Here is a 20,737-nt window from a genome sequence, read left to right as displayed (position 1 = left end):
AGGTGCGCTCATGCAACGTCCAGTCGCTGCCGCGACGGCGGCAGAAAATGCCGTCATCACCAAGGCCACGCTGCGCGCGGCCGACCTGCTCGAGATCACGGCGCGAACGCTTGCTCTGGTCATCGGCGTCTCCGAGGCGACAGTCTCGCGGATGCGCAAGCAGGAATTCCTGCTCGAGCGCGGCACCAAGCCGTTCGAGCTTGCGGTGCTGTTCGTGCGGCTGTTCCGCTCGCTCGACGCCATCGTCGGCGGCGACGAGACGGTCGCCCGGACATGGCTGAAGAACCCGAACACGGCGCTCGACGGCACGCCGCTCGAAAAAATCCTGACCATTGCCGGACTTGTCGATGTCATTGCCTACCTGGATTCCCGACGCGCTCTCGTCTGAGGCCGTCAGGCTCGAAGGCAAATATTGGCGGATGGTCGAGGCGCAGCATCGCGTCTCGACCCTGAAGCTCGTCGACAGGCTCGACGAGCAGGGCCTGCTCGAAGACCTCATCGAGGAAAGCAAGCCGCGGATCCCGCTGGAATGCCGCCATCTTCACTATCTTCTGGCGACGCCCTTCCGCTACGGCTCGATTTATCCGTACGGCTCGCGCTTCCGCCGCGCCGGCAAGACCAAGGGCGTCTACTACGCCGCCGAGACGGTGCTGACGGCAGTGGCGGAAATGGCCTTCTACCGCTTGCTGTTCTTTGCGGAATCACCGCAGACGCAATGGCCGAACGACGCGGCCGAATATACCGCCTTTGCCGCGGCGATCAGATGCGAGAAGGCCGTCGACCTCACGCAGCCGCCGCTCGACCGCGACGAGAAGGCTTGGACGGATCCGACTGACTATGCCGCCTGCCAGGCCATCGCCGACGTGGCGCGCGAGGCGGGGATGCAGGCTATCCGCTACCGCTCGGCGCGCGATCCGAAGGGCGCCAACATCGCGCTCTTGACGTGCAGCGGTTTTGCCAAGGCCAAGCCGCTGGAGCCTCATACCTGGCGCATCCGCATCGGCTCGTTCGGGGTCCAGGCAATCTGCGAATTTCCAGACAGGCGGCTGGAATTCGCAAGGACGAGCTTTGTCGATCCGAGGCTGGCGAATATGCGCTGGGAGCGCGGGCGCTAGTTAAGCCAGAATGTTGACCGCACGCGCGGCGACCAGCGCGATCGTCAGCAGCGAGATCATTGCCTCGGCCATCATCAGGAGCTTGGCGCGCTGAGTGAGCGGCAATGTGTCGGTCGGCGAGAACGCCGTCGCATTGGTGAAGGCCAGGAACACGTAATCGACAAAGCCGGGCAGCCAGTCGCGGATCTCGCGATCGGACAGCGTCATCTGCGGGAACAGGAAATCGGCATGCGCGCGCTTGACCAGGCCGCAGGTCGGCGGGCCGCCGCGGTCGGTGCTCCAGAACCACAGCGCGAAGACGATGACGTTGGTGACCCAGATGTTGAGCGCGTCGACAAGCAGCGTCGTGCCGGCGCCGGCATGGCCTGCCAGCAGCTTCTGGACCAGAAAGACCAGCGAGCCGCAATTCATGATGCTGATGACGCCGGTCATGACCAAGGCGGTACGGCGGATGAAGACGCGAAACCGGCTGATCGCATACCAATGCTCGTGATCGACGGCCTTCTGAGTCGCCATTTGCGTCCAGGCCGTTGCGATCGACAAAGGCACGAGCAGCGCCGCCTCGATCGCGCGCGCGAGCCAGCGCGGACCGAAGGACAGGTCGTTGATGACCAGAAGCTGCAGGCAGATGACGACAAGCACCGCCGCCCGCGCCGACCAGAAGTCGATCGCGCGGTGATGAACGATGGCATGCTCGTGGCGCATGGGGGGACCTGTGTCGTGTGCGCGGTTTTCGACCGCGGGCGACACCTCCACCTCAATCTTGGTCTTGCGATGGTCGCGTAACTATAAATTTTCGTAAGGTTTCGGCGGCCGGCGCCTCGCAGGATCGGCCCAAACGAAAAGGGCGTCGGACTTTGTCCGACGCCCCGGTTCGATCGCTGGCAAGCGGCTTAGGCGTTGGCGGCTTGCTTGTGCTGGATCGTATGGCTTTTCTTGAGCAGATCCGAGACCAGGAAGGCCAGTTCGATCGCCTGGTCGGCATTGAGGCGCGGATCGCAATGGGTGTGATAGCGGTCCTGCAGGTCTTCCGCCGTGATGGCCCGGGCGCCGCCGGTGCACTCGGTGACGTTCTTGCCGGTCATCTCGACATGGATGCCGCCCGGATGCGTGCCTTCGGCGCGGTGCACCTCGAAGAAGGTCTGCACTTCCTTCAGGATACGGTCGAACGGCCGCGTCTTGTAGCCGGCCGCCTCGATCGTGTTGCCATGCATCGGGTCGGAAGACCACACCACGTTGCGGCCCTCCTTCTTCACCGCCCGCACCAGCTTCGGCAGATGCTCGGCGACCTTGTCGGAGCCGAACCGCGCGATGAGCGTCAGCCGTCCGGGCTCATTCTCGGGGTTGAGCAGGTCGATAAGCTCCAGCAGGCCGTCCGGCGTCAGCGACGGACCGCATTTCAGGCCGAGCGGATTCTCGATGCCGCGGCAATATTCGACATGCGCATGGTCGGGCTGGCGGGTGCGGTCGCCGATCCAGATCATATGGCCCGAAGTCGCGTACCAATCGCCGGAAGTCGAATCGACGCGGGTCAGCGCCTCCTCGTAGCCGAGCAGCAGCGCCTCATGGCTGGTGTAGAAATCGGTCTCGCGCAGCGCGAAATTGGTTTCCGACGTGATGCCCACCGCGCGCATGAAATCCATCGTCTCGGTGATGCGGTTGGCGAGCGATTCGTATTTCTCGCCCTGCGGGCTGTCGGCAACGAAGCCCAGCATCCAGCGATGCACGTTCTCCAGGCTGGCATAGCCGCCTTGCGCGAAGGCGCGCAGGAGATTGAGGGTCGCCGCCGACTGGCGATACGCCATCTCCTGCCTTGCGGGATCCGGGATGCGCGACGCGGCGTCGAACTCGATGCCGTTGATGATGTCGCCGCGATAGCTCGGCAGCGTCACGCCGGCCTTGGTCTCGCTGTCGGAGGAGCGCGGCTTGGCGAACTGGCCGGCGACGCGGCCGACCTTCACCACCGGCTGCGCGCCGGCGAAGGTGAGCACCACCGACATCTGCAGGAAGACGCGAAAGAAGTCGCGGATGTTGTCGGCGCCATGCTCGGCAAAGCTCTCGGCGCAGTCGCCGCCCTGGAGCAGGAAGGCCTCGCCGGCGGCGACCGCCGCCAGTTGCTTCTTCAGCTTGCGCGCTTCACCGGCAAACACCAGCGGCGGATAGGTGGTGAGCCGGGCTTCCGTGGCCTCCAGCGCCGCAAGGTCCGGATAGGCCGGAACCTGCTTGATCGGCTTTGCTCTCCACGAATTCGGCGACCATTTTGTCATCGCTGCACCCAAAACTCTTCAGAGCAATTCCAGGAAAACTGTGAACGGTTTACGTCCGGAATTGCGTCAAAACAAACTGGCGAGCGGTCTCGCCCGCCATTCCCACCCCAATCAGAGGTCGCGGCTCCTTACACGAAGCCGATTTTCTATTCTAGCCGGGAATTTCAGCAGTGGCGAATGCCTTGAACTGCTCGGATGCCGGTGTGAAGGCGTCAGGCAGCTTTGTCGACCAGCCGCGCCAATTGAGTCATGACAACAGCCGAGCCGGCCAGCCGCTTCTCGGCATTCGGCCAGTCACGCATGAAGACGACGCTGTGGTCGGCCCTGATCTTGGCCAGCGAGCCCTGCTCGCCGATGAATTTGACCAGTCCGACCGGATTGGGGAATTCGCGCTTGCGGAAGTGGATGACGACGCCCTTGGGGCCGGCATCGAGCTTCTCGACATTGGCCTTGCGGCAAAGCGCCTTGATGAAGACGATCTTCAACAGATGCGTCACTTCTTCCGGCAGCGGCCCGAAGCGGTCGATCAGCTCGGCGCCGAAGCCGTCGATCTCCTCGGTGGTCTCCAAGTCGCCAAGGCGGCGGTAGAGCGCCATCCTGAGCTGCAGGTCCGGCACATAGCTCTCCGGGATCATCACCGCGGTGCCCACCGCGATCTGCGGCGACCAGCCGCCATCCAGCACTTCGCCGGAATCCTTCACTTCGGCCACCGCTTCCTCCAGCATCTGCTGGTAGAGCTCGAAACCGACCTCCTTGATGTGGCCTGACTGCTCCTCGCCGAGGAGATTGCCCGCGCCGCGGATATCGAGGTCATGGCTGGCAAGTTGGAACCCAGCGCCGAGCGTATCGAGCGACTGCAGCACCTTCAGCCGGCGCTCGGCCGTATCGGTGAGCTTGCGGTTGGCCGGCAGCGTGAACAGCGCATAGGCGCGCACCTTCGAGCGGCCGACGCGGCCGCGCAACTGATAGAGCTGGGCCAGACCGAACATATCGGCTCGGTGGATAATCAGCGTGTTGGCGGTCGGAATGTCGAGGCCGGATTCGACGATGGTCGTCGACAGAAGCACGTCGTACTGGCCGTCATAGAAGGCGTTCATGATGTCGTCGAGTTCACCGGCCGGCATCTGGCCGTGGGCGACCGCTACTTTCAGCTCCGGCACGGATTCTCTCAGGAAATCATGGATTTCGGCAAGATCGCTGATACGCGGCACGACATAGAAGGAATGGCCGCCGCGGTAGCGCTCGCGCAGCAGCGTCTCGCGGATGACCAGCGGATCGAAGGGCGAGATGAAGGTGCGCACCGCCATGCGGTCGACCGGAGGGGTGGCGATCAGCGACAGCTCGCGAACACCGGTCAGCGCCAACTGGAGCGTGCGCGGAATCGGCGTCGCCGAAAGTGTCAGCACATGCACGTCGTTCTTGAGCTCCTTCAGCCGCTCCTTGTGCTTGACGCCGAAATGCTGCTCCTCGTCGATGATCAGCAGGCCGAGATTTTTGAAGGAGATCGAGCTACCGAGCAGCGCGTGCGTGCCGACGACGATGTCGACCGTGCCGTCGGCGACGCCCTTCTTGGTCTCGGCCAGTTCCTTGGAGCCGACCAGGCGCGATGCCTGCGCGACGCGGATCGGCAGGCCGGAAAAGCGTTGCGAGAAGGTCTTGAAGTGCTGCCGCGACAGCAGCGTCGTCGGCACCACGACGGCGACCTGGAACCCTTCCATCGCCGCGATGAAGGCGGCGCGCAGCGCCACTTCCGTCTTGCCGAAGCCGACGTCGCCGCAAACCAGCCGATCCATCGGCTTGCCGGCGCCGAGATCGTCCATGACGGAATCGATTGCCGTCTGCTGGTCGTCGGTTTCTTCATAGGGAAAGCGCGCTGCGAACTCGCCATAAAGGCCGTCGGCCGGAATCATGGCGGGTGCTGCGCGCATCTGCCGCTCGGCGGCGATGCGGATCAATTGCCCGGCCATGTCGAGCAGCCGCTTCTTCAGCCGCGCTTTGCGCGCCTGCCAGGCGCCGCCGCCGAGCTTGTCGAGTGGCACTTCCGCCGAATCCGAACCGTAGCGTGAGAGGAGCTCGATGTTTTCGACCGGTAGGAACAGCCGGTCGTCGCCGGCATAGTGGATTTCGAGGCAGTCATGCGGTGCGCCGACCGCTTCGATGGTGCGCAGACCAACGAAACGGCCGATGCCGTGGTCCGCGTGAACGACGATGTCGCCGGATGACAGCGACGACGCTTCGGCGATGAAGTCGGAGGCACGCTTTTTGCGCTTGGAGCGGCGGATCAGCCTGTCGCCGAGAATGTCCTGTTCGGCGACGACGACCATGCCGTCGGTCTCGAAGCCGGATTCGAGCGGCAGCACGGCAAGCCCCGCCTGCCCCGGCTCGAGCTTTTCGACCTCGGCAAGCGTAGCGACGGGTTTCAGGTTGCCGAGATGGTGCTCGGCCAGGATCTGGCCGAGGCGGTCGAGCGAGCCCTCGGTCCAGCCGGCGACGATGACGCGGCGGCGCGCGGCGCGCTCGTCGGCAATATGCTTCACCACCACGTCGAAGACATTGCTGTTCGGGTCGGCGCGCTCCTCGGCGAAGCTGCGGCCTTGCCGCGAGCCCGCATGGAAGACCTTCTTGCCGCCGACATCGGGTGCGTCGAAGACGGTGAAATCGATGTCCTCGCGCGGTCCGAGCGAGGCTTTGAGATTTTCCGGCGAGAGATAGAGCAGATCCGGCGCCACCGGCTTATAGGGCACGGCATCCTTCAGCGCGCCGTCAGCCTGCTTCCGCCGCGCCTCATAGTGATCGAGGATCAGCGTATGGCGCTCGGCCAGCGCCTCATGCGCGAGATGATCGAAGATGACCGGCGCGTCCGGCAGATAGTCGAACACCGTCTCCAGTTGCTCGTAGAAGAAAGGCAGCCAGTGCTCCATGCCGGCAAAGCGCCGTCCTTCGCTAACGGCTGCATAGAGCGCATCGTCGCGCGACGGCGCGCCGAAGGCTTCGATATAGGAGCGGCGGAAGCGGCTGATCGTTTCCGGCGTCAGCGCCACCTCGCTCATCGCCTGCAGCGCCATCGACTTGCGCTGGCCGGTCGTGCGCTGGGTCGCCACGTCGAAGACGCGGATCGATTCCAGCGTGTCGCCGAAGAAGTCGAGCCTCAGCGCCTCGCTCCAGCCGGGCGCGAAGAGGTCGAGAATGCCGCCGCGCACCGCGAACTCGCCGACGTCGCGCACGGTCGGCACGCGCTCGAAACCGGAATTCTCCAGCCGCGCGATCAGCACGTTCATGTCGATCTGGTTGCCGGGCTTGGCGTGGAAGGTCTGCGCCTCGATCAGTTCGGCCGGCGGAATGCGCTGCAAGAGCGCATTGGCCGTCGTGAGGATAACGGCGCGGTGCGGCTTTTTCGCCAGCGCAACGATGGCGGAGAGCGCGTCGAGGCGCCGCGCGGCGGCATCCGCGCCCGGCGAGACACGATCGTAAGGCAGGCAGTCCCAGGCAGGCAGTTCCAGAACCGGCAGGCCGGGAGCGGCAAAGGCGAGCGCATCGATGATCGCCGGCAGCCGCTGGCCGTCGCGCGCGACGAACAGCACCGGCTTGTCGGGCGCGATCTCCTGCGCCGTCCGCGCCAGCGCGAAAGCTTCGTAACCGTCAGCGACGCCATCGACGATGAACTGGCCGGCGCGGCCCTTCGGCAGGCCAATGGAGGGAATGAGACTCATGCTTCTTTCAAAATGTCATGGTCCGGCGCGACGCCAGGATCTTCTGCAGCACCGCGCAATCGATATCGGGCGGAACCGGGCGCTCGCCGGTGATCATCGGCAGGAATTCGGTGTCGGGGATTTCGAGGAGCTTTTCATATTGGTCGATTTCGTCGCCGGTCAAGGCGCCGATCTCGGCATCGGCGAAGCATCCCAGGATGAGATCCATCTCGCGCATGCCGCGATGCCAGGAGCGGAACAGCAGCTTGCGGCGGCGGACGTCCAGTCCCTCGCTTGATCGCTGTGTTTCGGTCATCGCGCTGCATCCCTGTTCGAAGCGGCGCATATAGCGTGGATAGCGATTGGTGTCAGCCTTTGCGCTGCGGCCTCCGCGACATAAGCTGACGAGATGCGTCCTTCCATCCTCGATCCCCTGTTCGTCCCGATCACCTCGCTCGCCGGCGTCGGCCAGAAGGTCGGGACCATGATCGAACGTGTCGTGCCGGCCGATCTCGGCGACCGCGCCGCGCGCGCCGCCGATCTTCTGTTCGTGCTGCCCAACACGGTTATCGACCGCCGCAACCGGCCTGGCATCGCGCTAGCGGCCGAAGGCCAGATCGTAACACTCGAGGTGCGGGTCGACCGTCACCAGCCGCCGCCGCGCGGCAACAGGTCCGTGCCCTACCGGATCTACGCCCATGACGACACCGGCGAGATCGCGTTGACCTTCTTCCATGCCCATGCCGCCTATCTGCAGAAGATGCTGCCGGAGGGCGAGCGCGTCGTCATCTCCGGCCGCATGGAATGGTTCAACGGCCGCCCGACCATGGTTCATCCCGACCATATCGCGCCGCTCGACGAGGCCGAGGGCCTGCCGCTGGTCGAGCCCGTCTATCCGCTCACCGCCGGCCTGTCCGCAAAAGTGCTGCGCCGCGCCATCGGACAGGCGCTCGGCCGCTTGCCGGAACTGCCGGAATGGCAGGACGACGCCTTCATGCGCCGCCACACCTTTCCGTCCTTCGGCGATGCGCTCACCCGCATCCACTATCCCAAGGACCCGATCGACGTTGCCGTCGAGGGTGCGGCCTGGCGGCGCCTGGCCTATGACGAGCTCCTGGCAGGGCAGGTGTCGCTGGCGCTGGTGCGCGCCAGAATCCGCCGCCTTTCGGGCCGGCCGCTGGTCGGCGACGGGCGCGTTGTCGAGAAACTGCGCGCTGCCCTGCCCTACAAGCTCACCCCCAGCCAGGAATTCGCACTCGGCGAAATCAACGCTGACCTGGCCGACCCCGAACGCATGCTGCGTCTGCTGCAGGGCGATGTCGGCTCCGGCAAGACGGTGGTCGCGCTGCTTGCCATGGGGCGCGCGGTCGAGGCAGGCGGCCAGGCTGCGCTGATGGCGCCGACCGAAATCCTGGCGCGGCAGCATCTGGCGACCATCGCCCCGCTGGCGGAAAAAGCCGGCCTCAGCGTCGCCGTCCTTACCAGCCGCGAGAAGGGCCGCGAACGCGCCGAAACACTGGAAGGCCTCGCCAGCGGTGCGATCGACATCGTCGTCGGCACGCACGCGCTGTTCCAGGAGACGGTGACCTTCCACGACCTCGTGCTTGCCGTCGTCGACGAGCAGCACCGCTTCGGTGTCCACCAGCGTCTCGCCATCACCGCCAAAGGCGACGCGCCCGATATGCTGGTGATGACGGCGACGCCCATTCCGCGCACGCTGGTGCTGACCGCCTTCGGCGACATGGATGTCTCGAAGCTCACCGAAAAGCCGGCGGGCCGCCAGCCGATACGCACCGTCACTTTGCCAATGGAGAGGCTGGACGAGTTAGTCGGGCGCATGGTCGACGCCGTCGCCGAGGGTCAGAAGATCTACTGGATCTGTCCGCTGGTCGAGGAATCCGAAGAGCTCAAGCTGATGTCGGCGGAAGACCGCTTCGCTTCGCTGAAGCGCCTCTTCGGCGACCAGATCGGCCTCGTCCATGGCCGCATGAAGGGCGCGGAGAAGGACGATGCGATGCGCGCCTTCAAGCAGGGCGAAACGCGCATATTGATCGCCACCACCGTCATCGAGGTCGGCGTCGACGTGCCGGACGCCACGATCATCGTCATCGAGCATGCCGAGCGCTTCGGCCTTGCCCAGTTGCACCAGCTGCGCGGCCGGGTCGGGCGCGGCGACAAGCCATCGTCCTGCGTGCTGCTCTACAAGGATCCGCTCGGTGAGACCGCAAAGCGCCGGCTTTCGGTGATGCGCGAGACGGAGGACGGCTTCCGCATAGCCGAGGAGGATCTGAAGCTGCGCGGCGAAGGCGAACTGCTGGGCACCCGCCAGTCCGGCACGCCAGGTTTCCAGGTCGCGCGCATCGAGTTCCATGCCGATCTGCTGGAAGCCGCCCGCGACGACGCAAGGCTGATCCTGTCGCGCGACCCCGAATTGCAGTCTGGGCGCGGCGAGGCGCTGCGGCTGTTGCTCTACCTGTTCGGGCGCGACGAGGCGGTGCGGCTGCTGCGCGCCGGCTGAGCCGCGCCCAGCGCCGGATTGGCAAGCGGCCCTTCGATCGGCTCGCCGTTCAGCGTCACCAGCTTGGCCTTGACCTCCGGCGCCACCATGCCGGCCGAAACGATCAGCTTGGCGCCGTCCTCGATCGTCATGTCGAGCAGCACGATCTCGGATTTATAAACATACATCAGGAAGCCTGTGGTCGGGTTCGGCGTGCAGGGCATGAACACCGCGATCAACGGATCGCCTTCCTGGTCGAGCTTCTGGTTGATCTCGGTTTCCTTCTCGCTGGCGACGAAGACCAGCGACCAGACTCCCTTGCGCGGATATTCGACCAGCCCGACCTGGCGGAACATGTCGCCCTTGTTTGACAGCACCGTCTCGAAAATCTGCTTCAGGGAGCGGTAGATACCGCGCACCAGCGGCATGCGGCCAAGCAGCCGCTCGCCGAAATTGACGATTGCGCGGCCGACGATGTTGGCCGTCATGAAACCGATGAACGTGATCAGCACCAGCGCCACGATCAGCCCGAAGCCAGGGACCGGAAACGGCAGATAGGTGTCCGGATTGTAGCGGGCGGGAATGTAGGGCTTCACCCAGGAATCGACCCAGCCGATGAGCGACCAGGCGATATAGGCGGTGATCGCCAGCGGCGCGCAGACGATGAAGCCCGTCAGGAAGTAATTCCTGAGCCGGGTCATGCCAGAGGTCTTCAGGGCGTCGGACATAGGATCACCGCGGCGCAGATTGCGGTTGAACTTTAGTGAACCGCAATTCGGTTTGGAACTGCGAAGTTTTTAAAGAGCGCGCTCTATGAAGCGGCTTTCAGCGTTCCAAATGGAAGCTCCTGCGTTCGCGACTGGCTGCAACACCCCTCCCTTCGTCATCCACGCGCGGAGCAAGGAGCGAAGCGACGCGGCGTAGACCCAGGATCCATTCCGCGACGCCCCTCGAGGAGTGAAAGGGCCATCGGCAAGCCATACTTCGAACTACGGTGCCCAAAAGAAGCAGTGACAGTGCTATTCCACCGTGACCGATTTCGCCAGATTGCGCGGCTGGTCGACATCGGTGCCCATGAACACTGCGGTGAAATAGGCGAGCATCTGGATCGGCAGCGCGTAGATGATCGGCGCGATGATCTCAGGTACTTCGGGCAGGATGATCGTCTCCATCGACTTGATGCCGGCCTGGGCCGCGCCCTTGGCGTCGGTGATCAGGATGATCTTGCCGCCGCGCGCCGCGACTTCCTGCATGTTGGAAACCGTCTTTTCGAAGATGCGGTCATGCGGCGCGATCACGATAACCGGCATGTTCTCGTCGATCAGCGCGATCGGTCCGTGCTTCAGCTCGCCGCCGGCATAGCCTTCGGCGTGGATGTAGGAGATTTCCTTGAGCTTCAGCGCCCCTTCCATGGCTAATGGAAAATTGGTGTCGCGGCCGAGATAGAGCACATCCTTGTAGCGGGAAAGCTCACGCGAGATGCGTTCGATCTGCTCGTCGAGCTTCAGCACCTGTGTGGCAAAGCGCGGCGCCTCGGAAAGCTCGCGCACCAGCCGCTTCTCCTCATCGCGCGAGATCGTCCCGCGCGCCACGCCGGCCCGCACTGCGAGCGAGGCCAGCACGGAGAGCTGGCAGGTGAAGGCCTTGGTCGAGGCGACGCCGATCTCCGGCCCGGCAAGCGTCGGCAGCACGACGTCGGATTCGCGCGCCATGGTGGATTCGCGCACATTGACGACCGCGCCGATCTTCATGCCGGCCTGGCGGCAGTAGCGCAGGGAAGCCAGCGTGTCGGCGGTCTCGCCCGACTGGGAGACGAAGAAGGCCGCGTCGTTCGCCGACAACGGCATCTCGCGGTAACGGAATTCCGAGGCGACGTCGATGTCGACCGGCAGCCGCGCATAGCGCTCGAACCAGTACTTGCTGATCAGCCCGGCCAGATAGGCGGTGCCGCAGGCCGAGAGCGCCAACCGGCCGATCTTGGCAAAGTCGAAGGGCAGCTCGAGCGGCCTCGACACGCCGGAGACGAAATCGACATAATGCGCCAGCGTGTGCGAGATCACCTCCGGCTGCTCATGGATTTCCTTTTCCATGAAATGGCGGCGGTTGCCTTTGTCGACCATGAAGCTGGTCGACAGCGACTGCTGGCGCTTGCGGTCGACCTTGTTGCCGTCGGCGTCATAGATGGTGACGCTGTTGCGACGCACTTCCGCCCAGTCGCCATCTTCGAGATAGGTGACTGCGCTGGTGAAAGGCGCCAGCGCGATCGCGTCCGAGCCCAAAAACATCTCGCCGTCGCCATGGCCGACGGCAAGCGGCGGACCGTTGCGGGCGCCGACGATCAGATCCTCGTCGCCCTTGAACATGATCGCCAGCGCAAACGCGCCCGAGAGCCGCTTCAGCGCCTGGTGCGCTGCCTGGACCGGCTTCAGCCCCTTGGCGAGCTCCCGCGCGACCAGATGCGCGATGACCTCGGTGTCCGTCTGAGAGGCGAATTTGTAGCCATCGCGGGAGAGCTCGTCGCGCAGCTCGGCGAAGTTCTCGATGATGCCGTTGTGGACAATCGCGACGCCTTCGGAAAAATGCGGATGCGCATTGGTCTCGTTCGGCACGCCATGGGTCGCCCAGCGGGTATGGCCGATGCCGATCGTGCCTTCCAGCGGATCTTCTTTCAGCCGGCGTTCGAGATTGATGAGCTTGCCTTCGGCGCGGCGGCGGCCGAGCGTGCCATTCTCGATGGTGGCGACGCCGGCCGAGTCATAGCCGCGATATTCGAGCCGCTTCAGCGCATCGACGATCAGCGGCGCGACCTGTGAATGGCCGACAATTCCAACGATACCGCACATGCGCTGCCCCCGATTCCCCGCGAAAACCCAGCGCTATTTACGGATGGCCGGCCTGCCGCGAAAGTCACTTTGCGTTTCGTTCGGTGTCACCCGGAACGGTTTTGCGACTGATGCACCATGACACGCCGCGCTTGCAATCCGGTTACTGCAAATGGTTGGTTTTTCGCGGCGCGGTGCTCGATCATTTATGGTTGGCGCCAGCGGCGCCGGCCCAGCAAACGTCCTTTGACGATCATTCCGCGGCTCTTTTCTTCGCCGCGGCCGCCGACGCGAAGCGCTCGCGCAATTCCTTGCCCTTACCAGGCAGCGTCTTCTGGCGGGCGCGGCCGAAGGCCAGCGCATCGTCGGGCACGCTCTCGGTGATCACGCTGCCCGAAGCGATGTAGCCACCCTTGCCTATCGTGACCGGCGCCACCAGCGCGGAGTTGGAGCCGACGAACGCGCCCTCGCCGATATCGGTGAAGAATTTGGAAAAGCCGTCATAGTTGCAGGTGATGGTGCCAGCGCCGATATTCGCCCCAGCACCGACCCGCGCGTCGCCGATATAAGTCAGGTGGTTGACCTTGGCGCCTTCCTCGATCGTTGCCTGCTTGACCTCGCAGAAATTGCCGACCTTGGCCTTTTGCCGCAGATCAGCGCCCGGCCGCAGCCGCGCGAACGGCCCGACATCGCAATTGGAAGCGATCGTGGCGCCTTCGATATGGCTGAAGGCGTGGATTTTCGCCCCTGAAGCGATCTTGACGCCCGGCCCGAACCAGACATTCGGCTCGACAGTCGTATCGGCGCCGATCTCGGTGTCATGCGAGAAATAGACGGTTTCGGGCGCGATCAGCGTCACGCCGGCAAGCATCGCCTCGCGCCGCCGGCGCGCCTGCCAGATAGCTTCCGCCTCGGCGAGCTCGGCCCGGTTGTTGATGCCGAGCGCGCTTTCGAAGCTCGCCTCGGTGGCCACCACATCGAGCCCGTCCGCGCCGGCGAGCTCGACGATGTCGGTGAGATAGAACTCGCCCTTGGCATTGTTGTTGCCGACCTTGTCGAGCAGCCGAAGCGCCTGGTTGCCGGCCACCGCCATCATCCCGGCATTGCAGAAGCCGATCTTTTTTTCCGCCTCGGAGCAGTCCTTCTCCTCCCTGATGGCGACGAGACGCCCGCCCTTCTCGATCAGCCGGCCGTATCCCGTCGGATTGGGCGGGCGGAAGCCGATCACCGCAACGGCAGCACCCTCCGCCAGCTTCTGCCGCGCGGCAGCCAGCGCTGCCGCATCGATCAGCGGCGTGTCGCCGAACATGACGAGGATGTCGTCGTAGCCCTTCGCTATCGCTTCGCGCGCGGCAAGCACCGCATGGGCCGTGCCGAGCCGCTTCTCCTGCACGAAGGTCTCGGCTTTCGGCGCGAATTTCTGCACCGCCTTCCGCATCTCGTCGGCGCCGTGGCCGATCACCAGCGCCAGACCCGTTGCCCCGGCGGCCTCAGCGGCCTTCACCACATGAGCCACCATCGGCAGGCCGGCAATGGCGTGCAGCACCTTGGGCATCGCGCTCTTCATGCGCGTACCTTCGCCGGCGGCGAGGATGACGGACAGGCAGGATCTCTGGCTCATAGGGCAACCGTATGAAAGGATTCAAATCATCGCATGCTAGCAGCGGCGTGATGCTGCACCAATGCGGTTAAATTCCGGTGAGACAGCGGATCACCTGGACTCTTGATCGTCGGGTCCACAATTCGATCCTGTGCACGAAGTGGCAGATCACCCGAGCCGCCCGAGCGCCGGGAAGTTTTCCAGCAGCCAGTAGGATGCGCTCTGCACGCCACCGGTGAGAAAAAACACGCCGGCGACGACGAGCAGCGCGCCGATCGCTTTTTCCACGCGACCGAGATGGACGCGGAATTTTCCCAGGAAGCGCATGAAGGCGCCGGAAAACAGCGCCGCGATCAGGAAGGGGATGCCGAGCCCGAGCGAATAGGCGGCGAGCAGCAGCGCGCCCTCGCCCACCGTCTCGCGGCCGCCGGCTAAAGTCAGGATCGGCCCCAGCACCGGGCCGATGCAGGGCGTCCAGCCGAAAGCAAAGGCCAGCCCCATGACATAGGCGGCGATCATGCTGGCCGGCTTGCCCTGCGACTGGAAGCGCGCCTCGCGCGACAAGAGCGGGATGCGCACGATGCCGAGGAAATTCAGGCCCATGATGATGATCAGCGCGCCGGCCACCATCGCCAGCGGTTCCTGCCAGACGCGCAGCAGCCGGCCGATCGTCGAGGCGCCGGCGCCAAGCGCGACGAAGACGGTCGAGAAGCCGAGGACGAAGGCAACAGAGGCATAGAGCAGCGCGCCACGTGCGCCTTCCCGCGCCGTCGCGCCGGCGTTGCCGCGGAAATCGTCGACCGAAACGCCGGCCATGTAGCAAAGATAAGGCGGCACCAGCGGCAGCACGCAAGGCGACAGGAACGAGATCGCCCCTGCTCCGACCGCGCTGACATAGCCGATGTCCAATGCCATTTCACGATGCCCCGGTTGTGCTGGCGCCGATATAGCGATGCCGGCGCCCTGGTGCCAATCACCATTGTGTGGCGCGTGGTCGCTAGCCGAGGAAGAAGCGGCGGCCGCTGCGCGTTCAATGGATGGCGCGCCAGTGCCGCGTGCCGTCCGCGTACCGCCGGGCCGATGCTGGTTCTGTCGGCGACTCCCCTCGGTAAAAGACCGAGCCAAGACACGATCCGTCGGTGCGCCAAAAAATGTGTTCTCCGCCATACACTCTAAGAGTGTATCGCTGTCGGCCAGTTCGCAAATTGGGCCTGTCCCCTTGACCGATTGCAAAAGCACGGCCATGTGAGCGACGAAAAGAGTGGGATTTCGTCGTGCGCCGCGGAGCTCTTCCGCCGCCTCACAGCTGATAAGAGACCTCATGGACGTCGTCGTCGTCGAATCGCCGGCCAAGGCGAAGACAATCAACAAATATCTGGGCAAGAACTATAAGGTCCTGGCCTCGTTCGGCCATGTCCGCGATCTGCCGGCCAAGGACGGCTCGGTGCGCCCGGACGAGGACTTCGCCATGTCCTGGTCGGTAGACACCGCCTCCGGCAAGCGCCTCGCCGACATCGCCAAGGCGGTCAAGGACGCCGACGGCCTGATCCTCGCCACCGACCCGGATCGCGAGGGCGAGGCGATTTCCTGGCATGTGCTGGAAGTGCTGAGGCAGAAGCGCGCGCTGAAGGACAAGCCGGTCAGCCGCGTCGTCTTCAACGCCATAACAAAGACCTCGGTAATGGAGGCCATGGCCAATCCGCGCCAGATCGATGCGCCGCTGGTGGACGCCTATCTCGCGCGCCGCGCGCTCGACTATCTCGTCGGCTTCACCCTCTCGCCGGTGCTGTGGCGCAAGCTGCCGGGCGCCCGTTCCGCCGGGCGCGTGCAGTCGGTGGCGCTGCGGCTGGTCTGCGACCGCGAATCCGAGATCGAGCGCTTCGTCCGCGAGGAATACTGGCAGATCGCCGCCATCCTCAACACGCCGCGCAACGACAGTTTCGAGGCGCGGCTGACCGCCTATGCCGGCAAGAAGCTGCAGAAGCTCGACATCGCCAACAAGGTCCAGGCCGACGATATCAAGGCGATGCTCGAAGGTGCGACCTTCAAGGCGCTCTCTGTCGAAGCCAAGCCCACCAAGCGCAATCCGGGTCCGCCCTTCACCACTTCGACACTGCAGCAAGCCGCCTCCTCGCGGCTCGGCTTCTCGGCCAACCGCACCATGCAGGTGGCGCAGAAGCTTTACGAAGGCATGGATGTCGGCGGCGAGACCGCCGGCCTCATCACCTATATGCGAACCGACGGCGTGCAGATGGCGCCGGAGGCGATCACCGCGGCGCGCGATGCCATTGCCAGCGAGTTCGGCGCGAAATACCTGCCCGAAAATCCACGCTATTATTCGGTCAAAGCCAAGAACGCCCAGGAAGCGCATGAGGCGATCCGCCCTACCGATTTCAAGCGCACGCCGGCATCGGTCAGGCAATATCTCGATGCCGATCAGGCGCGCCTCTATGAGCTGATCTGGAAGCGCGCGATCGCGAGCCAGATGCAGCCGGCCGAGATCGAGCGCACCACGGTCGAGATCGAGGCGGTCAACGGCGCCCGCACCGCCGAGCTTCGCGCAGTCGGCTCGGTCATCCGCTTCGACGGCTTCATCGCCGCCTACACCGACCAGAAGGACGAGGACGCAGAGGACGAGGAGAGCCGCCGCCTGCCCGAGATCCGCGCCGGCGAACAGCTTGCCCGCGAGGCGATCAACGCCACCCAGCACACGACCGAGCCGCCGCCGCGCTATTCCGAGGCGTCGCTGATCAAGAAGCTGGAAGAGCTCGGCATTGGCCGGCCGTCGACCTACACGGCGATCCTGAAGACGCTCGAGGACCGCGACTACGTCGCCATCGACCGGCGCAAGCTGGTGCCGCAGGCCAAGGGCCGGTTGCTGTCGGCCTTCCTCGAAAGCTTCTTCGAGCGCTATGTCGAATATGACTTCACCGCCTCGCTCGAGGAAAAGCTCGACGAGATCTCCGACGGCAAGCTCGCCTGGAAGGACGTGCTGCGCGACTTCTGGAAGGATTTTTCGGGCGCCGTCGACGATATCAAGGAGCTGCGCGTCTCAGACGTGCTCGATGCGCTCAACGATGAGCTGGCGCCGCTGGTGTTCCCCGCGCGGGAGGACGGCTCAAACCCGCGCGTCTGCCCGAAATGCGGCACCGGCAACCTGTCGCTGAAGCTCGGTAAGTTCGGCGCCTTCGTCGGCTGCTCGAACTATCCGGAATGCTCCTATACCCGCCAGCTTGGCGACGCCGCCAATCCCAACGGCGAGAACGGCAACGGCGAGGACGGCGTCAAGCTGCTCGGCAAGGACCCATACACCGCCGAGGAGATCACGCTCAGGAGCGGCCGCTTCGGCCCCTACATCCAGCGCGGCGAAGGCAAGGACGCCAAGCGCTCGAGCCTGCCCAAGGGCTGGACCGCCGAGTCGATCGACCATGAGAAGGCGCTGGCGCTACTGGCGTTGCCGCGCGATGTCGGCAAGCATCCGGAAACCGGCAAGATGATTTCGGCCGGTCTTGGGCGGTACGGACCCTTCGTGCTGCACGACGGCACCTACGCAAATCTCGAAAGCATCGAGGACGTGTTCTCGATCGGCCTGAACCGCGCCGTGTCGGTGATCGCCGAGAAGCAGCAGAAGGGCAAGGGCAGCCGCAACGGGAGCACGCCGGCTGCGCTGAAGGAACTGGGCGAGCATCCCGACGGCGGCGGCAAGATCGTCGTGCGCGACGGCCGCTACGGACCCTACGTCAATTACGGCAAGGTCAATGCGACGCTGCCCAAGGGCAAGGATCCGCAATCGGTGACAATGGAAGAGGCAATCGCCCTGATTGCCGAGAAGGAAGCCAAGGGCGGAGGCGGCAAGAAGCCGTTCCGCCGGGCGGCAAAGAAAGGATAGCACGACGTGGCGCGCAGGATCTCCGGAAGAAGTCACGGCGATCCACGCAGCGCCGACACCAGGGCCAAGGTGGTCAAGGACGATTACCGACCCTCGCGCGACGAAATCCTGCGCTACATCGCCGAGAACCCCGACCGCTCCGGAAAACGCGACATCGCCAAGGCTTTCGCGCTGCGCGGCGAGGACCGCATCTGGCTCAAGGATCTGCTTCGCGACCTGCAGGATGAGGGCCTGCTGACCAGGAAGCGCAAGCGGCTCACCCGCGCCGGCTCCCTGCCCCATGTCGCCGTGCTCGACATTTTCGGCCGCGATAACGACGGTGTGCTTCTGGCGCATCCGAGCGAATACACCGGCCAGGGCTCGCCGCCCGTGATCGCCATCCGCATTTCGCGCGGCGCCAGCGGCCCGGTTCCGGGCATCGGCGCCCGCGTCCTCGCCAAGACCTTCCCGACCGACGAACCCTCAGGCCCCGCCTATACCGGGCGGGTCATGAAGATTTTCGAGAAGCGCAGCGAAGCCGTGCTCGGCGTCTTCCGCGTGCTGAAGGACGGCACCTTTCGCATCGAGCCGGTGGAACGTCGCCAGCCCGAACTGATCGTCGACAAGGAATTCCAGAACGGCGCCAAAAACGGCGATCTGGTGGAGGTCGAGCCGGCTCGCGCTTCGCGCTACGGCCTGCCGCGGGCCAAGGTGCTGGCGGTGCTGGGCTCGCTGACCAGCGAGAAGGCGGTCTCGATGATCGCCATCCACGCCCACGACATACCCCATGTCTTTCCGGCCGATGTGATCGCCGAAGCCGACGCCGTGAAGCCGGTTTCGCTTGCCGGGCGCGAGGACTGGCGCGATCTGCCGCTGGTCACCATCGATCCGGCCGACGCCAAGGACCATGACGACGCGGTGTTCGCCACGCCCGATACGGACGAGAAAAATCCCGGCGGCGTCATCGTCACCGTGGCAATCGCCGATGTCGCGGCCTATGTCCGCTACGGCACGCCGCTCGACCGCGAGGCGCTGAAGCGTGGCAATTCGGTCTATTTCCCGGACCGCGTCGTGCCGATGCTGCCCGAGCGCATCTCCAACGACCTCTGCTCGCTGCGCGAAGCGGAGGACCGCCCGGCGATCGCCGTGCGCATGACCTTTTCGGCGGAAGGCCGCAAGCTCAGGCACTCCTTCCACCGCATCATGATGAAATCGGCGGCCAAGCTCGCCTATCCGCAGGCGCAGGCGGCGATCGATGGCGTGCCCGACGACAAGACGGGGCCGATCCTCGAAGGCGTTCTGAAGCCCCTCTGGGACGCCTATGCCGTGCTCAAGCGCGGCCGCGACAGCCGCCAGCCGCTCGAACTGGAGCTGCCGGAACGCAAGATCCTGCTCAAGCCCGACGGCACCGTCGACCGGGTCGTCGTGCCGGAGCGCCTCGATGCCCACAAGCTGATCGAGGAGTTCATGATCCAGGCCAATGTCGCGGCCGCGGAGACGCTTGAAGGCAAGAAAGAGCCGCTCGTCTACCGCATCCACGACGCGCCGTCGCTGGCGAAACAGGAATCGCTGCGCGAGTTCCTGCACACGCTTGGCCTGTCGCTGGCGCGCGGCGCGCAGATGCGGCCCGGGCAGTTCAACGGCATTCTGGAGCGGGTGCGCGGTGCCGACAACGAGGCGCTGGTCAATGAAGTGGTGCTGCGCTCGCAGAGCCAGGCGGAATATTCGCCGAAGAACATCGGCCATTTCGGTCTCAACCTGAGACGCTACGCGCATTTCACCTCGCCGATCCGGCGCTATGCGGATCTCATCGTGCATCGCGGACTGATTGCCGCACTCGGCCTCGGTCCCGGCGGCCTGACGCAGCAGGAGGCGGATCGCCTGGAGGAGGTCGGCGCGCTGATCTCGGCCACCGAACGCCGCGCCATGGCCGCCGAACGCGACACGGTCGACCGGTTGATCGCGGGCTACCTCGCCGAGCGCATCAACGACACCTTCGACGCGCGCATCTCCGGCGTCACCAAGGCGGGACTCTTTGTCCAATTGCCGCAGTATGGCGCCGATGGTTTCATCCCGGTGTCAAGTTTGAACGGCGATTACTATATCTACGATGAAACCGCTCGATCGCTGTTCGGAGAGCGCACCGGCAAGGGCTATCAGCTAGCCGACCGCGTCGAGGTGCGGCTGCTCGAGGTTGCGCCGATGGCCGGCGCGATGCGTTTCGAGATGCTGAGCGACCCGAAGCCGCTGCCAGGCTCGCGACGGTCGTTCCACAAGACCAAGGGCCGCGCCCGCGCGTCGCAGTCGCGCATGGGTACCCGCGGCAGGAGAAGATGATGTCGAAGGGCATGGAAGAACAGGTTTTCGGCGGCGAGCATCATTCCGGCCGCGTCGCGCGTCCGCTGTGGACGGCAATCAAGCGCGGCATGCTTGGCCGCTGCCCGCATTGCGGCGAAGGCAAGCTGTTCGGCGCCTTCACCAAGCCCGTAGACAAATGCGGCGTCTGCGGCGAGGAGCTTCATCACCATCGCGCCGACGACCTTCCCGCCTATCTGGTGATCGTCATCGTCGGCCACATTGTGGTTGGCGCCTTCATGAGCGTGGAGGCCACCACCACGCTTTCGACCTGGCAGCACGCGCTGATCTGGGTGCCGCTGACCATCATTCTGGCCATCGCGCTGTTGCAGCCGGTCAAAGGCGCCGTCATCGGCCTGCAATGGGCGCTTTATATGCACGGCTTCGGCGGCGAGAAGGACGAGTTCGAGCCGCATCCCTAAGCCTGCAGCGGTTCTGCCCTTGAGACAAACAACGACCATCTCCGAGCAGTGGAATTCCAGATCGAGAACCGCTGCGCGTTTTTCCTGGGATCGCTGCGGCAG

14 protein-coding genes are annotated in these 20,737 nt (G+C 64.7%); 6 read left to right on the top strand and 8 right to left on the bottom strand.

Annotation, left to right across the window (positions count from 1 at the left end; genetic code table 11):
- Positions 1-10: 10 nt before the first annotated feature.
- Together CK218_RS26120 and CK218_RS26115 are read left to right on the top strand one after the other, a co-directional pair.
- Positions 11-388: an antitoxin Xre/MbcA/ParS toxin-binding domain-containing protein gene (locus CK218_RS26120; RefSeq protein WP_095829395.1), complete on the top strand. Its 378-nt coding sequence runs from the start codon at positions 11-13 to the stop codon at positions 386-388.
- A complete protein-coding gene (locus CK218_RS26115; protein WP_095829369.1) occupies positions 348-1,115 on the top strand; it encodes an RES family NAD+ phosphorylase in 768 nt (255 codons plus the stop codon). Before CK218_RS26120 ends, CK218_RS26115 begins: the two co-directional genes overlap by 41 nt.
- On the opposite strand, the gene CK218_RS26110 is transcribed toward CK218_RS26115, so the two are convergent.
- The 4 genes from CK218_RS26110 to CK218_RS26095 form a co-directional block, all read right to left on the bottom strand.
- Entirely contained in the window at positions 1,116-1,820 is a 705-nt protein-coding gene (locus tag CK218_RS26110; RefSeq protein WP_095829394.1) for a hypothetical protein, read from the bottom strand.
- Between the two features lie 188 nt (positions 1,821-2,008).
- Positions 2,009-3,382 (bottom strand): 3-deoxy-7-phosphoheptulonate synthase class II, encoded by a 1,374-nt coding sequence (locus CK218_RS26105; RefSeq protein WP_067328161.1) that lies wholly within the window; start codon positions 3,380-3,382, stop codon positions 2,009-2,011.
- Positions 3,383-3,594: 212 nt separating this feature from the next.
- Positions 3,595-7,092: a transcription-repair coupling factor gene (gene mfd, locus CK218_RS26100; protein WP_095829368.1), complete on the bottom strand. Its 3,498-nt coding sequence runs from the start codon at positions 7,090-7,092 to the stop codon at positions 3,595-3,597.
- 7 nt (positions 7,093-7,099) lie between these two features.
- Entirely contained in the window at positions 7,100-7,387 is a 288-nt protein-coding gene (locus CK218_RS26095; RefSeq protein ID WP_095829393.1) for a succinate dehydrogenase assembly factor 2, read from the bottom strand.
- A 93-nt stretch (positions 7,388-7,480) separates the two neighbouring features.
- Between CK218_RS26095 and recG the strand changes: the two genes are divergently transcribed.
- Positions 7,481-9,589: an ATP-dependent DNA helicase RecG gene (gene recG, locus CK218_RS26090; RefSeq protein ID WP_095829367.1), complete on the top strand. Its 2,109-nt coding sequence runs from the start codon at positions 7,481-7,483 to the stop codon at positions 9,587-9,589.
- Here the strand turns inward: recG and CK218_RS26085 are convergent.
- From CK218_RS26085 to CK218_RS26070, 4 genes are all read right to left on the bottom strand, one after another.
- On the bottom strand, positions 9,541-10,296 hold the full coding sequence (locus CK218_RS26085) for a DUF502 domain-containing protein (protein ID WP_067000327.1): 756 nt from the start codon (positions 10,294-10,296) through the stop codon (positions 9,541-9,543). The genes recG and CK218_RS26085 overlap by 49 nt on opposite strands.
- A 291-nt stretch (positions 10,297-10,587) precedes the next feature.
- Positions 10,588-12,411 carry a glutamine--fructose-6-phosphate transaminase (isomerizing) gene (gene glmS, locus CK218_RS26080; protein ID WP_095829366.1) on the bottom strand — a complete coding sequence of 608 codons (1,824 nt, stop codon included), beginning with the start codon at positions 12,409-12,411 and terminating at the stop codon, positions 10,588-10,590.
- Between the two features lie 232 nt (positions 12,412-12,643).
- Positions 12,644-14,011 carry a bifunctional UDP-N-acetylglucosamine diphosphorylase/glucosamine-1-phosphate N-acetyltransferase GlmU gene (gene glmU, locus CK218_RS26075; RefSeq protein ID WP_095829365.1) on the bottom strand — a complete coding sequence of 456 codons (1,368 nt, stop codon included), beginning with the start codon at positions 14,009-14,011 and terminating at the stop codon, positions 12,644-12,646.
- Between the two features lie 147 nt (positions 14,012-14,158).
- Positions 14,159-14,905: a cytochrome c biogenesis CcdA family protein gene (locus CK218_RS26070; protein WP_067000319.1), complete on the bottom strand. Its 747-nt coding sequence runs from the start codon at positions 14,903-14,905 to the stop codon at positions 14,159-14,161.
- A 406-nt stretch (positions 14,906-15,311) separates the two neighbouring features.
- Here CK218_RS26070 and topA point away from each other — a divergent pair, with 406 nt between their 5' ends.
- The 3 genes from topA to CK218_RS26055 are packed head-to-tail and all read left to right on the top strand — an operon-like array spanning position 15,312 to position 20,635.
- On the top strand, positions 15,312-17,879 hold the full coding sequence (gene topA, locus CK218_RS26065) for a type I DNA topoisomerase (protein WP_095829364.1): 2,568 nt from the start codon (positions 15,312-15,314) through the stop codon (positions 17,877-17,879).
- 6 nt (positions 17,880-17,885) lie between these two features.
- Complete coding sequence (gene rnr, locus CK218_RS26060; protein WP_095829363.1) at positions 17,886-20,195, top strand: ribonuclease R; 2,310 nt, start codon at positions 17,886-17,888, stop codon at positions 20,193-20,195.
- A complete protein-coding gene (locus tag CK218_RS26055; RefSeq protein WP_095829392.1) occupies positions 20,195-20,635 on the top strand; it encodes a DUF983 domain-containing protein in 441 nt (146 codons plus the stop codon). Before rnr ends, CK218_RS26055 begins: the two co-directional genes overlap by 1 nt.
- Positions 20,636-20,737: the final 102 nt, after the last annotated feature.

Source organism: Mesorhizobium sp. WSM3879, assembly GCF_002294915.1.
Lineage (GTDB): Bacteria > Pseudomonadota > Alphaproteobacteria > Rhizobiales > Rhizobiaceae > Mesorhizobium.
Note: the sequence above shows the minus strand (reverse complement) of the source record. Positions and strands in the feature narration are given on the sequence as shown.